Below are 13,562 nucleotides of genomic sequence, written 5' to 3'. Positions count from 1 at the left end.
TAGTAGACTTTCGCGGAGCCGAACGCTTTCAACTCCACCTGGCCGTTCACCCGCAGGAGCTCCCGCTGGCGGGCGGCGGTCTCCGGCTCGTGCTGCATGACAGGTATTCAACGGGCCGACTGCCATGAACCTGTGCATGGGCTCTCTGCAATCGGGCGGCAGCTCGTAGACACGGGACATAACCGAATATACCGGTAAATCTATAGAGATGTCCCGGGAGGGGCCCGTACCGCATGCAGCCCTCTTCCGAACAGGACGCCCTTTCCCAGCAGCCCTGCCACGGGAGCAGATACCGCAGGAGCATCTGGCGGGGAGGCCGAACAGGCCTGCCAGGAGGGCAGATGGGAGTTCCCTCTCCACCGTGCCACCCGATCCTGTGGATTCTCCGCCCCTCCGATCTTCCCATCCCCAAATACAGGCCCTGTCGCTGCCATAGGGGAGTGCGTCCAGAGGGGGGAGAGGGCGCACCCCCTCCCCCGGATCTGCGATTCCCGACGGCTCTCCACCCTCTCCTCCCCCCTTGAGGGCTGATTGGGATCGAGATAAAAAAAATCGTCTACTGCAGGAATACGAGGGATGCGAACCCGGAGGGCCTGGCAGAGCCAGGAAAAGCGCAAGGGAATTTCGTCGATTTCCGTAAAAAGAGTAGCCTGACCGACTAAAAATCGGTCATCACGCGGAACTGGTCGATGGCCTCTTTTCCGAGCTGCTGCAGGAACTCTTCTGCTGCATGCCGCACATCCCGGGCGGCCGTGATCGCCCGCCCCACCACGATGATGTCGGCACCGGCCTCGAGCGCGGTCTTCACCGCCGGCACGCGGATGCCTCCGGCGGTGGCGATGAGCATCCGCTCCCCGCCAGCCTTCCGAACGGCCGGAATGTCGCCCCAGGCGTGGGCCGTCGTCTCGATGTCGATGCCGCGGTGCATCTCCACCACATCCGGCTTGATGGAGAGCTCGCGGATCACCCCGGCGGGGTCCTCCACGTTCAGCATGTCCACGATGGAGTAGATGCCGGTCTTTCTCGCCTCCGAGATCGCCTTCTCGAGCGTCTTGATGGGTGCGAGCCCGGAGACCACGACCGCATCCGCCGCCGCATCCGCCGCCATTCTCGCCTCGAGGTTTCCCGTGTCCAGAATCTTCATGTCCGCGATGATGAAGGCGTTGGGGCGGAGCTTGCGCAGCTCCGAGACGACCGAGAGGCCGAACTGCTTGATGAGCGGCGTTCCCGCCTCGATAATCATGTGATCGCTCTGCGGGAGGTCGCGGAGCACGGTCGCCACCCGGTTCATGTCCACGAGGTCCAGGGCCACCTGCAGGTAGGGGGGGTCCCAGAGCCGCTGCACCTTGAACCCCATGATGGCGTGGGCAGCCCGGTCCTTCTCGTAGAGCAGCGTCTTTCTGTCCGGGAACCGCTCCAGGGCCCGCCGGATGGCCAGCTTCGTCGCCCCGTAGTTGTAGCGGTAGATCCGGTTGTAGTCCTTCGCATCGGGATGGATGAAGACGCTCGCCAGGATCACCGTCTCTTCCAGATCGATACCGTCGAACTCCCCCTCCTCCACCAGGTCCGCCACCGCCTTGGAGACGGCGGCCTGCGCGGGCCCGAACATCATGTTCACCTGGGCGATCCCCTTGATGGAGACCTTCGGTATGACGATCGTGGCCGGCTTCGTCATCAGGTTGGGGCGGACCACGGCGAGCAGCGGGGTGTGGCCCATGGAGGGGTGAGCGAGCGCGCTCGAGAATGCCATACCCACCGGGCCGTTCTTATCCCCCATGATCAGATCGATATGCGCCAGCTCGGCGCCTTCCCCAACCAGTGCTTCACCGATAAGATACATATGCCGTCCTCTTCATTGTCCGAACACATATGGGGGAACCACATATAAAAATGCCAGCAGATTGATCCAGTACGGCTGCAGGAACGCGCCTCCCGGGCAGCGGCGTCCGTGATCTTCCCTTCAGCGCTGCCGCAAACGAACGGAATCGGCGGGGGGGCGGAGTGTGCACCGATGGAGAATGGCTGCGAAATCGGACGGTCAAGAGCAGATTATAATCCGATGTGGGGCTGGTGAGATTTGAACTCACGATCGACGGGTCTCTCCGACATGCGTCAGTGCTCCAACGGATCGTCATCGTGGAGCGGGCGGCGACTTCGCCGCCCGCCGGACGCCTCTGGCCGGAGGCGATCCTTCCGGAGACCCATTGTTCATCACCCGCAAATACCGCTGGAGCCCGTCGCCATTCCTGGCTTGGCCACAGCCCCGTTCACGCCCCGAATACGAGGGGACCCTATAAATTACGTGTTCCAGGAACTTAATCGTTGCGTTCGGTCGGAACGTCAACCCTTATATCGCCTCCGAGCGAATAAAAGAGGGATGTTTGAGGGGAGTTACGCAACTGGGACGGGCGCACTTCCTCTTCTCGGGATCACCATCGGCGATATGCTGAACTCCATCAGTTCGCGGTTCCCGGAGACGGATGCCGTGGTCTCGATGCACCAGAATATCCGCTGGACATACTCGGAGTTGCGGAGGCGGACGGACGAGCTCGCGCGTGCACTGATGGCCCTGGGCGTGGAGAAAGGGGATCGGGTCGGCATCTGGGCGATGAACTGCGCGGAGTGGGTGCTCACTCAGTTCGCCACGGCAAAGATCGGGGCGATCATGGTGAACATCAATCCGGCCTACCGCACCTACGAGCTCGAGTACGCCCTGAAACAGTCGGAGGTGCAGACCCTCATCGTCCAGGGAAGGTTCAAGACGTCCGACTACGTGGGCATGTTCTACGAGTGCTGTCCGGAGGCGTTCGAGGCCCGTCCGGGGCGGATCAACAGCGACAGGCTGCCTTTCCTCCGCAACGCCATATTCCTGGGCGACATCCCGTACAACGGCATGTTCGCCTGGAGCGAGGTGCTGGAGAAGGGGCGGGAGATCAGCCGGGACGAACTCCGCGAGCGGGAGGAGTCCCTCTCCTTCGACGACCCGGTCAACATCCAGTACACCAGCGGAACGACCGGTTTCCCGAAGGGCGTTGTTCTGACGCACCACAACATCCTGAACAACGGCTACATCATCGGCGAGGGGATGAACTTCTCCGAGAGGGATCGCCTCTGCATCCCGGTGCCGTTCTACCACTGCTTCGGGATGGTGCTCTCCAACCTCGCCTGCATGACGCATGGATCGACGATGGTTCTGCCGGGACCGGTCTTCAACGCGGAGGATGTCCTGAGGACGGTCCATGCCGAGCGGTGCACCGCCCTGCACGGCGTGCCCACCATGTTCATCGCCGAGCTCTCCCACCCGCATTTCGAGCGGTACGACTACGAGACCCTCCGCACCGGTATCATGGCCGGTTCCCCCTGCCCGATCGAGGTGATGAAGGAGGTCGCGACGAAGATGCACATGTCGGAGATCGTGATCGTCTACGGCCAGACAGAGTGCTCGCCGGGGATCACCATGACCACCACGCGGGACCCGCTGGAGCGGAGGGTCTCGACGGTGGGTAAGGCGTTCCCGCATACCGAGGTCAAGATCATCGATCCGAAGAGCGGGAAGATCCTGCCCCGCGGCGAGGTGGGGGAGATCTGCGCCCGGGGCTACTGCGTGATGAAGTGCTACTACAACAACCCGAGCGCGACGCATGCCACCATCGACGGCAACCGCTGGAACCATACCGGCGATCTGGGGACGATGGACGCGGACGGCTACGTGAAGATCGTGGGGCGGTTGAAGGATATGGTGATCCGCGGCGGGGAGAATATCTACCCGAGGGAGATCGAGGAGTTCCTCCATCTCCACCCCGCGATCAAGGACGTCTACGTGATCGGCGTCCCCGACGAGAAGTACGGCGAGGAGCTGATGGCCTGGATCCAGCTGGAGGACGGAGAGTGCCTGACAGAGGAAGCGGTGAAGGAGTTCTGCAGGAATCGCATCGCTCACTTCAAGATCCCGAGATACATCCGCTTCGTCACCGAGTTCCCCATGAGCGTGACGGGCAAGATCCAGAAGTACAGGATGCGCGAGACCTCCATCCGGGAGCTCGGGCTGGAAGAGGCGTCCCGGATAGAGACGGCATGATCAGGCACGGTTCCCGCCGGATCCACCGGGGAGGGCATCCCGAACGTATCTCCGGGCCGTGCAGGGATCGTCGCTGGCGATGCCGTCCACGCCCAGATCCCGGGCTCTCCGAATTGCGGGAGCCGCATTCAGCGTCCATGCTATCACCTTCCTGCCCCTTTCGTGCGCCATCTCGACGAGCGTCCGCGTGAGAAGAGGATACTTCGGCAGGATCCAGTCGATCGCATCCTCCTCGGCTGCCTGCAGCGCTGTCCCGCTCTCGCGCGAGAATATCAGCCCGGTCGGGACGGGCAACAGCGTCCGGGCCTTCCGCAGGGATTCGGTGTGAAACGAGACGATGCCGATCCTCTCCATTCCGCTCTCGCGGAGCACGGTGCAGATCATCTCGATGCCGCGGGTCTCTTTGAGTTCGACCACCAGTCCGCACCTCCCCCGCACAAGCTCGATCGCCTCCGCAAGGGTCGGGATCCGTTCGCCGCCGCCCGCGTCGAGCTCCTGCAGTTCAGCGGCGGTCCGGTCCTGCACGCCCCCCCGCCCGTTCGTGGTCCGCTCCAGAGTGGCGTCATGGATGACGACGGGGATGCCGTCCCGCGAGAGGCGGAGATCGATCTCGACATAATCCGCACACTTCATCCCTTCCGTCAGCGCACGGAGGGTATTCTCCGGACCGAGAGCAGCAGCACCGCGGTGGCCGACGATCAGCATGCAGGGGACTGTGCCCGGAATGGTATTAATGCTTGGGTGTTCGCAATGCACGATCTCGCGGTAAAACCTATCTACTCTACCTATCGATGATTGCCTTAAGGATTCTGTCGGAGTCCTTCTGGAGGACAGGGGATGTTGAATCCTTTCTCGTAAAACAAATATACGGTTATTTGCATTGTCTCGATAGAGTCCCTTCAAAGCATCTCCGGCGGTAGGTGATGCCCGTTCCTGGACCCACTCCCATGCCGATAATCCTGAAAACATGGATGCGATACCTTTCTCCGTATCTTCGTACCCCTATCGTAGGGTCTACTGCACTCTTCCCTACACCCAAAAGGGGAGGGGGGGCTGTCCTGCAGGAACCGCGGGGAGGGATGCTTGGATCAGATTCCTGACTTCTCCGGCCCGTTATTCTATGCAGCAGGGATCGAAGATTGAGAAACAGGGGGATGCTACAATTAATTCAATGAATTTCCTATCGTAATAAAAGGTAGGATTAAAAAGATGTCCCGACATCCGAATCTGGCGCTATCGGACTTCCGTCGGCTCATCTGCAGTAATCGTTTGCCTCGCCATTCGGATCGAGCGTGCATCCATAGAACCGGACCTGTAAATTCTTCAGACCGTAGTTATTGTAGTCCCACCAGCAGGCAAGGAGCTCCTCGATGCCGAATACCCGGGTGCCGGTATAGGTTGTGGTTTCTGTGCAAGTGCCAAGCAGCTCGTCATACGCGGTGCAGAGCGAAACATCAACGTAGAAGAGCTCGTTGATATTCACGCTCTTGGGTTGACCCTTTTCTCGAGGGAGTGCGACAAATCCAAGAGGAATGATCGTCTCTCCTGTCGCTGAATCGTTAAACATTCCGTTTGCATGGATGTCTACGTGTTTATTGGGCTTCCCCGGCGCCCGGGCATAGACATTGTAATATCCGGGCGCAATGTTGAACCTGGCTCCGTTGCCATCGCACCCGTTCCGATCGGTAACCTGGAACACCCCATCTTTGGCCCGGGTCATTATGATCTTTGACTTTCCATCCAGCTCCACGAAGAGCGTGTGCCCATGCTGTCGCCGACTTCCTTTCCCAAGGTTTCATCGTATTTACATGCTCCGATGATGTTCAGGTTGTAGTGCGGTCCGTTCACCTGGAATGGGCTTACAGCCTGAACCGGGTTTGTCGCGAAGAGAAGAGCGATAAGGACCAGCAGTCCATAGATCTTCGGTCTTCTCACCCGTGTCACCCCGTCGTCCGTCACGGACAGGAGTATGCTCCCTGTCCAGCAGCATATACTGAGGCCATCCCGAAACTCTCCCGATCATGCAGGTACAGGCCAGGTGCATGAGTTCCGGGAATGTATGGTCATAGCGTTCGTAGCGGGGGAACCTCCTTCTTGAAGGCCTCTATCCCGCTGAAGAACCGTTCGATGGCACTCCGTTTCCTGAAGGAGTCACGATGAAACAGAGCCGATCCCCCTCGCCGGGGAGATTTCCGATTTCTCGGATTGGGATATTGCTCCGGATTCTCCGTCTTCGGGTACTGGATCGGATCTCATGTGAGTCGCAGGCTGCGTCGGCGGTGATGATCGATGATTTTGCATCTGTCCTGTATTCCCCCGGTACATCGTTCCAGGCACCCCCGGCGGTCAGGAGTAGACGTTCCCCTACGGGTCGGCGGAGTCCCGCCGGGGCCGGCCGATGTGCGGTTTCCGCGAAGATGCTTCCGGATAATTCCCCAGAGCCCGTCGTCGATCTCCTGGAATGCCATGACCCGGGCTCGGGACCTCACTGATCCAATTATTCGGGGATATCCTCGAAATAAATCTGAAAGAAAGAACGATATGATATGCTTATTGAGAATCACAATATTCGCAATTGTTGATTGGTCCAAGACAGTAAAATAAATATGGAATTAGGCCTTGTTGAAACCCTCAATGATAACAATAATAAGTATCTTCTTGATCCATCTATCCCGGTTGTAGATGAGGATCTCGACCTTGATATCCTTGACTTGGCACCAGTATTTCTGACTCTGTAGAGATCCTCTTCGGGCTCAATTTTTCGCGGGCAGGGAAATATCTATGAGAAATGGGGCTCCTTGTTGATCTGACCAAAGACAACAACGGAGCCCGTCTTAGTGTCATCGTCCCAGCATATCAGACTTACCGAGGCAGCAGTTTCTGCTGTCCGAGTATCCCATCTCCCGCTCTATTCCTGCAAATACTCGAAGAAGACCTACACCCAGCACCATCAGCTGGTGCTCCTGCTCCTGAAAGAACGGTTAGGACAGGATTATCGGGGATTCACGGATCTGGTCGAAGTGATGGATCCGATGCGGCAGCTGCTCCACGGGGAGAACATCCCCCACTTCACCACCCTCCACAAGTTCCTGCAGCGACTTTCCTCGCTCTGGTTGACGCTTATCCAGAAACGGGTGGTCGCCTCCCTGTATCAACGAGGAGCAGTCATTTCCGTCACCGCCATCGATGCCTCCGGGTTCACCAGTGCCTACGCCAGCTGCTACTCCTCCCTCCGGACCGGGAAGACCCGCAAACGGTTCCTGAAAGTCTCCCTGGCCGTCGATACCACTACGCAGGTGATCCTGGCCATTGCGATGACCCAGCATCCGATTTCTGAAGTGCGAATGGCCCGCAGCCTGCTCGCGCAGTCCCATCGGACTCGGAAGGCTGCCTGCTATGTTCTCGACAAGGGATACGATGCCGAGTCCATCCAACGTCGGATCCGGGAGGAGATGCAGGCGGAATCCCTCATCCCGGTCCGAACGCGAAACCGGAAACGAATTCACGGAAGGTATCGGAGAGAGATGGCTCGAACCTTCGATGCACGCCGGTACCATCGGAGAAACCTCGTGGAAACGGCATTCTCGGTCCTGAAAAGAACCCTGGGAGAGAGCCTGAAAGCCCGAACCTATCGCCTCCAGGCCAAGGAAATCAAACTTAAAATCATCCTCTACAACCTGAAGAGAACCATCGCACCCTACTCAATGCAGATCCTCGTGATCATTTCTACGGAGCCTGGAATTATAAATTTTAATATCCCCGCATGGATGGCCCTCCCCGGACCCCCTGACCGGGGAGGGGAGCCCCCTACCCGCCCGTGCGGGACACCAGCCGTTCCGCCGCCCGGGCGGCGCCCTCCAGCGTCTCCTCCTCCCCGGGGACGATGCGGTCGAACATCAGCACCCGTCCGCCGCAGATGGCCGTATCCACCGCGGAGCCGCTGCAGGCGTAGACGAGGTTCGAGGTGGCGCTATGGAGCGGTGTGGTGCAGACCGCCCTTCGGCGGATCAGCACGATGTCTGCCGGGGCTCCGGGCTCGATCCTGCCACTCCCGAGGCGCAGGGCCCGCATGCCGGCGCTGCTCGCCATCTCCACCGCCTCGCCGGCCGGAAGAAGAGTCTGCGAGTTCCAGTAGAACTTCTGCAGGAGCGCGGCGAACTTCATCTCCTGGATGAGATCCAGGCTGTTGTTGGAGGCGGCGCCGTCGGTTCCCAGCGTTACGGGGATGCCGAATTCCCTGAACCAGGGGTAGGGCGGGGCACGGTTCACGGCCAGTTTCATGTTGCTGGCAGGGTTCATCGCCACGTGGACCCCGCGCGCGGCGAGGAGGGCGCAGTCGGAGCGGCTGACCCAGTTGCAGTGGGCGGCGACGGTCCGCGGCGTGAGAAGCCCGCAGTCGTCCAGCCGGCGGGGCGGGCGCACGCCGAACGTCCGCAGGGAGTCCTGCACCTCCTTCTCGGTCTCCGAGAGGTGCACATGGATACCGAGATCCCGCTCCGCAGCGAACTCCGCCAGCCACTCCAGACCCTCACGGGACACCGTGTACACCGCGTGCGGCCCGACGGCAGCCCGGATGTTCGGGTTCCGTAGGGTCTCGATCCTCCGGGCGAACTCCTCCGTTGCCCGGATCTCCCGCTCCCGCCTGTCCGCCTCGAACAGATCGATGAAACCGTACGCGAGGACCGCCTTCATGCCGCACTCCGTCACGGCCCGGGCGGCCTCCGGCATATGGAAATACATGTCCGAGAATGCGATCGTGCCGCTCCGGATCATCTCCAGGCAGGCCAGGCGCGTGCCCCAGTAGACGTCCTCGCCCGTCAGTCCCGCCTCGAGCGGCCAGATCTTCTCCGAGAGCCAGGTGTGCAGGGGCAGGTCGTCGGCGTAGCCGCGCAGAAGGGTCATCGCCGCGTGTGTATGCGTGTTCACGAATCCCGGGAAGATCAGGTTGCCCTCCCCGTCCAGGATGAACTCCGGTGCGTACTCCCGCCTGAGATCCTCTCCTATCCCGGCTATCGTGCCCGAATCGTCGATGGCGATATCCACCGTACGACCGTCCAGGCTGACCCGCTCGAGCAGGATGGACCCGCGGGCCTCGAATATATCAGAACGTTCCTCGCTCATGCAAGCATCTCCACGATGCGGCGTAAAACCGCTTCTGTCCTCCCCCGCTGCGCCCGCGATACCTCGAGGATGTGCTCGTAGGTCAGCACGTCGCACCCCAGTCCATGGGCGAGGTTGTCGATGGTGCAGAGCGCGGCGCAGGGTATGCCGAGCTCCCGGGCCACCGTCGCCTCCGAGGCGACCGTCATGCCCACGACATCGGCGATGCGGGCGAGCACCTGCACTTCCGCCTTCGTCTCGATCCTTGGCCCGCGGGTCTGGACGTAGGTGCCCCCCAGCCGGGCTTCGGGAAGGGTCTCCTTCAGCGAACGGGAGAGCAGCGGATCCAGTTCCGGGCAGACATGCTCGATGGCGTGATCGTGGATGGAGGGGATATCCGCGAGGCTGATATAATCGGCGGGGATCAGCAGGGACCCGACGGGGATCTCCGTCTTCAGGGCGCCGGCGGATCCGATCGATACCAGCCTGTCCACGCCGCAGACGGCCAGAGCTGCGATGTTTGCCCGGTAGTTGATCCGATGCGGCGGCAGACCCCGCTGGTGCCGCAGAAGAATGGCGATCCTCTCCCCGCAGAGCACCTCTGCGCTGCCGAAGGGGGTGTGCACGACCTCCCGCGCGAGCGAGGGCAGCTCCGCATAGAGCAGGCTTGTTCCACCGATAATCCCGAGCATTTCCATACTCCTCCGGTCGATACGCCTCTCCCCCCCCGTAAATCCCGGCGGATTCCCGCCGCGGACGGGCGCGGGAGCGGAGGGCTCGACTGCTCACATGAGCTTGTCACCGGGAGCATAAATTCCTGTCCTGCGGCGGATGGAGAATCATGCACCGCACTCCCGCCGCTCGCGCCATCATTCGCGGCTCTCTCCGCAACCGCAGTCGCAGACGCGCTCCGTCGGCGGCAGGTCGTCCGGGAGGCACGGGTATACGGCGGACTCCGCCGCCTGCAGTCCTGACGGGTATCTCCCGGGGGCCCCGGAAGCAGTGCTGGAAGGGCCATGCGGCCGCCTGCACGGTCAGGATGACGGAACCCCACGGTCCGTGCCGCCCTCGGGGGAAAGCGTGGATATCGAGGATTCCGTATGCGGGAGGGATACGAATCCCTCGCACCGCGCAGCAGCTCCCCGTTCGAGAAGACCAATCCTTAATAGGGATCGAGTCCAAGTATATTGAACCGGGCCGATAGCTCAGGGGTAGATCGCACGCTTGGCATGCGTGAGGCCGCGGGTTCAAATCCCGCTCGGTCCATCGGTTCTGTTCTTCTCGCGCCACAGGAATGTTTATGACTCCGCGCCCTGGATGAAAGGCTATGGCGGATCGATGCGTCAACAAACTCGGGGGACGGATCGTCCTCTCCGATGCGACGCCGGAGCAGGTGAACGAGTACGTGCGCAGGAGGTGCCGGGAGTACTACGAGGTGACGCCGGGGTTCGAGTTCCGAAACATCTCCCTCCTCCTCAGGGCGCCTATGCTCCTGGGGGTGCAGGTGAAGCGGAAGAAGATCCTGCTGCCGTTCACCAAGGTCTGCCTGGGGACCTTTCTCTACGAGATCCCGGCTGAAGAGGGAGATCTCGACTACATCCGCTCCCGTCTCGGAGAGCGCGCCAATTGACCGCGAATATGCCCTGCAGTGCAGGTGCGGCACACCCCCTCGATGACAGACGCGCGCAGGGACGCCGTGCCACGCTACGCCCGCGGGGAGAGTCGCAGGGTTGAATCCCCGGGGCCTGCAGGAAAACAGGTGGTTTTTTACCACCGGGGATGAAACTTTTCTCAGGGAAACCGTGGGCATCAAAGAGTGGGTCATCCCCCAGGACAGGGAGTTCTTCGACAGTTTCGAGAAGCTGGCAGAGGCGGTGGTGGAATCATCGGACCTGCTGCTGGATCTCGTCGACAACTACACCGACGTGAAGAACAGGTGCCACCGGATGAAGGAGGTCGAGCACCGAGGGGACATCATCACCCACGAGATCTACGAGCACCTGAACCGCACGTTCATCACGCCGCTGGAGCCGGAGGAGATCTCACGCCTCGCCTCCGCGCTCGACGATGTGCTCGACTATATCGAGGGGACGGCGCAGCAGATGTACAGCTACGGCATCACCGAGACCGACACGCCGATGCGGGAGTTCGCCCGCCTGATACAGCTCTCCAGCGTGGAGCTCCTGGAAGCGGTGCGCGGCATCCGCATCCTCAAAGATCCAAAGAGAGTGGAAGAGCGGTGCATCGAGATTAACCGCCTGGAAAACCTTGCCGACGAGGTGCTCTCCCATGCCATACGGGACCTCTTCAAGACGGATAACGCCGTCATGATTATCAAGCTCAAGGATATTTACGAGAACCTGGAGGCGGCGACGGACAAGTGCGAGGATGCCGCCAACGTCCTATCGGATATCGTGATCCGTCATACGTAATGTCTATGGAGACCGTCATCATCCTCGGAATCGTGCTGGCGCTCCTGTTCAACTTCTTCAATGGGATGAATGACGCGGCTAACGCCATCGCCACGGTTGTGACCACGAAAGTGCTGACGCCGATGCGTGCGGTCGCGCTGGCTGCCTTCTTTAACCTGGTGGGCCCTCTCCTCTTTACCACCGCCATCGCCAAGACCATCGGCCGGGGGATCGTGGATCCCGCCATCATCACGCCGGCCATCATCCTCGCGGGGCTCGTGGGGGGCATCGTCTGGGTATTCATTACCACCCGATCCGGGATCCCCGTCTCCGCAACGCATGCACTTATTGGCGGGCTTATGGGAGCTGCAATCGCCAATCACGGCATGGGTGCCGTCCTGTGGCCTTCTCTGGATTACGTTGCCGTTTTGATCGCCTACGGGGTCGCGGGAGCTCTTGCAGGAGCGCTGGTGTTTGGTCTCATAGCCCGATGGAGAGGGGAGACCTGGTCCAGCTATGCTGGCATAGGGGCACTCTTTGGTTTCGCCTTGATCATACCCCTGCTCATTCTTGGAAATATCGTGCAGATCAGCGGTCTCTCGGCAATCGTGATCTTCATGGTCGTATCCCCCACCCTTGGCTTCATCGCCGCTTTCCTCATGGGAGTGATAGTAATACGGCAGTTCAGAAACGGATCGCCGACCCAGCTGAACTCGATATTTCGCAGACTCCAGCTCTTCTCAGCCTCGCTTTACTCCTTCGGGCACGGATCCAACGATGCACAGAACGCAATGGGTATCATCACCGCCATGCTTGTCGCGGGAGGGCTGCTCGCGGATTTTACAGTCCCCATCTGGGTTATCGTGGTGTCAGCCGCGGCAATATCTCTTGGGACGTTCCTCGGGGGCTGGAGTGTGATTGAGACCATGGGGAAGAAAATAACCTCCATTCGCCCGTATCAGGGATTCTGTGCAGAGACTGCCGGCGGGGTGGTGCTCTCGTTTGTGACGGCCTTTGGAGTTCCGGTATCCACGACCCATGCGATAAGCGGTTCGATCATGGGTGTGGGCGCGACACGGGGCTACTCTGCAGTGAAGTGGGGGATCGTGCGGGAGATTGTCATGGCCTGGATCATCACTATTCCCACTTCCGCAATGGTGGGATGGATCGCTGCTACTCTTTACCTCCGCTTGTTCGGATAAAGCCGCGATTGCATGTACCCTCGCGATAGCAGCGGCAGTCGTTCCGGATCACGCAGGCCCCGTGCCGCGGAGCCCGTGCGGTGCAGACCGCCCGACCGTGCTGCATGAAGGTGAAGTTGATCCGCCCCCAGACCTCCCGCGGGTAGAGCGCCATCAGATCCCGTTCGATCTTCACCGGGTCCGAGTGGTCGGATAGACCGATGCGCCGGGAGAGCCTCCGCACGTGGGTGTCGACGCCGATGCCGGCCGGGGTGCCGAATGCGCGGGCGAGCACGATATTCGCGGTCTTCCGCCCGACGCCGGGCAGGGCTGTCAGCCCCTCCATGGTGCGCGGGACCTCGCCGCCGTGCTCCTGCACGATCCGTCGCGCCGTCTCGATGATGAAGCGCGTTTTCACGCGGTGGAACCCGACGGCGCGGATGATGGCGTCGACATCGTGCGGGGAGGCTCCGGCGAGCGCCTGCGGCGTGGGATAGCGCCGGAAGAGCTCCTCCTGGACGCTCTCCACGGAGCGGTCGGTGGTCTGGGCCGAAAGAATGGTGAGAATGAGCAGTTCGAACGGATTCCGGTACCGCAGCTGGCGCTGGCCTGAGTCGCGATACTCTTCGATGAGGGTGTCGAGTATGCGCAGGGCGGTGCTCCGATCCATGATGGGGCAGGGCGGATTCGAACCGCCGTCAAAGCGTCCCAAACGCTCTAGGATGGACCAGGCTACCCTACTGCCCCGCACTCTTCGGACCCGCTATATATTGGAAAGGGGGCGTATTAACA

The 13,562-nt window shown here is 60.9% G+C and carries 11 protein-coding genes, 3 tRNA genes and 1 pseudogene; 7 read left to right on the top strand and 8 right to left on the bottom strand.

The features are described from left to right. Positions 1–658: 658 nt before the first annotated feature. Positions 659–1,840, bottom strand: coding sequence for a bifunctional 5,6,7,8-tetrahydromethanopterin hydro-lyase/3-hexulose-6-phosphate synthase (locus QMC96_12070; GenBank protein MDI6877492.1), 1,182 nt, complete (start codon positions 1,838–1,840; stop codon positions 659–661). A 222-nt stretch (positions 1,841–2,062) separates the two neighbouring features. Beyond that, positions 2,063–2,265, bottom strand: a tRNA-Trp gene (locus QMC96_12065). Between the two features lie 112 nt (positions 2,266–2,377). Here QMC96_12065 and QMC96_12060 point away from each other — a divergent pair. Further along, complete coding sequence (locus QMC96_12060; GenBank protein MDI6877491.1) at positions 2,378–4,078, top strand: AMP-binding protein; 1,701 nt, start codon at positions 2,378–2,380, stop codon at positions 4,076–4,078. Here QMC96_12060 and QMC96_12055 read toward each other — a convergent pair whose 3' ends face one another. Together QMC96_12055 and QMC96_12050 are read right to left on the bottom strand one after the other, a co-directional pair. Next, complete coding sequence (locus QMC96_12055) at positions 4,079–4,783, bottom strand: glycerophosphodiester phosphodiesterase (GenBank protein MDI6877490.1); 705 nt, start codon at positions 4,781–4,783, stop codon at positions 4,079–4,081. A 547-nt stretch (positions 4,784–5,330) separates the two neighbouring features. Beyond that, positions 5,331–5,828 (bottom strand): hypothetical protein, encoded by a 498-nt coding sequence (locus QMC96_12050; GenBank protein ID MDI6877489.1) that lies wholly within the window; start codon positions 5,826–5,828, stop codon positions 5,331–5,333. Positions 5,829–6,660: 832 nt separating this feature from the next. Between QMC96_12050 and QMC96_12045 the strand changes: the two genes are divergently transcribed. Continuing rightward, the gene (locus QMC96_12045) at positions 6,661–6,816 is read left to right on the top strand and encodes a hypothetical protein (protein MDI6877488.1); all 156 of its coding nucleotides are present in this window, start codon (positions 6,661–6,663) and stop codon (positions 6,814–6,816) included. Positions 6,817–6,915: 99 nt separating this feature from the next. After that, positions 6,916–7,770, top strand: a pseudogene (locus QMC96_12040) (IS5 family transposase). A gap of 115 nt (positions 7,771–7,885) precedes the next feature. Here QMC96_12040 and QMC96_12035 read toward each other — a convergent pair. Together QMC96_12035 and QMC96_12030 are read right to left on the bottom strand one after the other, a co-directional pair. Continuing rightward, positions 7,886–9,199 carry an amidohydrolase gene (locus tag QMC96_12035; protein ID MDI6877487.1) on the bottom strand — a complete coding sequence of 438 codons (1,314 nt, stop codon included), beginning with the start codon at positions 9,197–9,199 and terminating at the stop codon, positions 7,886–7,888. Beyond that, on the bottom strand, positions 9,196–9,870 hold the full coding sequence (locus QMC96_12030; GenBank protein ID MDI6877486.1) for an MTAP family purine nucleoside phosphorylase: 675 nt from the start codon (positions 9,868–9,870) through the stop codon (positions 9,196–9,198). Before QMC96_12030 ends, QMC96_12035 begins: the two co-directional genes overlap by 4 nt. Positions 9,871–10,372: 502 nt before the next feature. On the opposite strand from QMC96_12030, the gene QMC96_12025 reads away from it, so the two are divergent. The 4 genes from QMC96_12025 (at position 10,373) to QMC96_12010 (ending at position 12,791) form a co-directional block, all read left to right on the top strand. Further along, positions 10,373–10,444 (top strand) — tRNA-Ala (locus tag QMC96_12025). Between the two features lie 61 nt (positions 10,445–10,505). Next, a complete protein-coding gene (locus QMC96_12020; GenBank protein MDI6877485.1) occupies positions 10,506–10,808 on the top strand; it encodes a DUF1894 domain-containing protein in 303 nt (100 codons plus the stop codon). A 172-nt stretch (positions 10,809–10,980) separates the two neighbouring features. Continuing rightward, positions 10,981–11,610, top strand: a complete 630-nt coding sequence (locus tag QMC96_12015; protein ID MDI6877484.1) for a DUF47 family protein — start codon at positions 10,981–10,983, stop codon at positions 11,608–11,610. Positions 11,611–11,615: 5 nt separating this feature from the next. Continuing rightward, a complete protein-coding gene (locus QMC96_12010; protein MDI6877483.1) occupies positions 11,616–12,791 on the top strand; it encodes an inorganic phosphate transporter in 1,176 nt (391 codons plus the stop codon). Here QMC96_12010 and nth read toward each other — a convergent pair. Together nth and QMC96_12000 are read right to left on the bottom strand one after the other, a co-directional pair. After that, the gene (gene nth, locus QMC96_12005) at positions 12,763–13,440 is read right to left on the bottom strand and encodes an endonuclease III (GenBank protein MDI6877482.1); all 678 of its coding nucleotides are present in this window, start codon (positions 13,438–13,440) and stop codon (positions 12,763–12,765) included. The two genes, QMC96_12010 and nth, sit on opposite strands and share 29 nt — an antisense overlap. A gap of 2 nt (positions 13,441–13,442) precedes the next feature. Then, positions 13,443–13,517 (bottom strand) — tRNA-Pro (locus QMC96_12000). Positions 13,518–13,562: the final 45 nt, after the last annotated feature.

It is taken from the genome of Methanomicrobiales archaeon, from assembly GCA_030019205.1.
GTDB lineage: Archaea > Halobacteriota > Methanomicrobia > Methanomicrobiales > JACTUA01 > JASEFH01.
The sequence above is the reverse complement of the archived record's forward strand: the minus strand, read 5'-3'. Positions and strand labels throughout refer to the sequence as shown.

Bases quoted from the DNA above. Each gene is read 5' to 3' on its own strand.
- QMC96_12070 (MDI6877492.1), bottom strand. From the start codon at position 1,840: ATGTATCTTATCGGTGAAGCACTGGTTGGGGAAGGCGCCGAGCTGGCG.
- QMC96_12060 (MDI6877491.1), top strand. From the start codon at position 2,378: ATGTTTGAGGGGAGTTACGCAACTGGGACGGGCGCACTTCCTCTTCTC.
- QMC96_12055 (MDI6877490.1), bottom strand. From the start codon at position 4,783: ATGCTGATCGTCGGCCACCGCGGTGCTGCTGCTCTCGGTCCGGAGAAT.
- QMC96_12035 (MDI6877487.1), bottom strand. From the start codon at position 9,199: ATGAGCGAGGAACGTTCTGATATATTCGAGGCCCGCGGGTCCATCCTG.
- QMC96_12030 (MDI6877486.1), bottom strand. From the start codon at position 9,870: ATGCTCGGGATTATCGGTGGAACAAGCCTGCTCTATGCGGAGCTGCCC.
- QMC96_12020 (MDI6877485.1), top strand. From the start codon at position 10,506: ATGGCGGATCGATGCGTCAACAAACTCGGGGGACGGATCGTCCTCTCC.
- QMC96_12010 (MDI6877483.1), top strand. From the start codon at position 11,616: ATGGAGACCGTCATCATCCTCGGAATCGTGCTGGCGCTCCTGTTCAAC.
- nth (MDI6877482.1), bottom strand. From the start codon at position 13,440: ATGGATCGGAGCACCGCCCTGCGCATACTCGACACCCTCATCGAAGAG.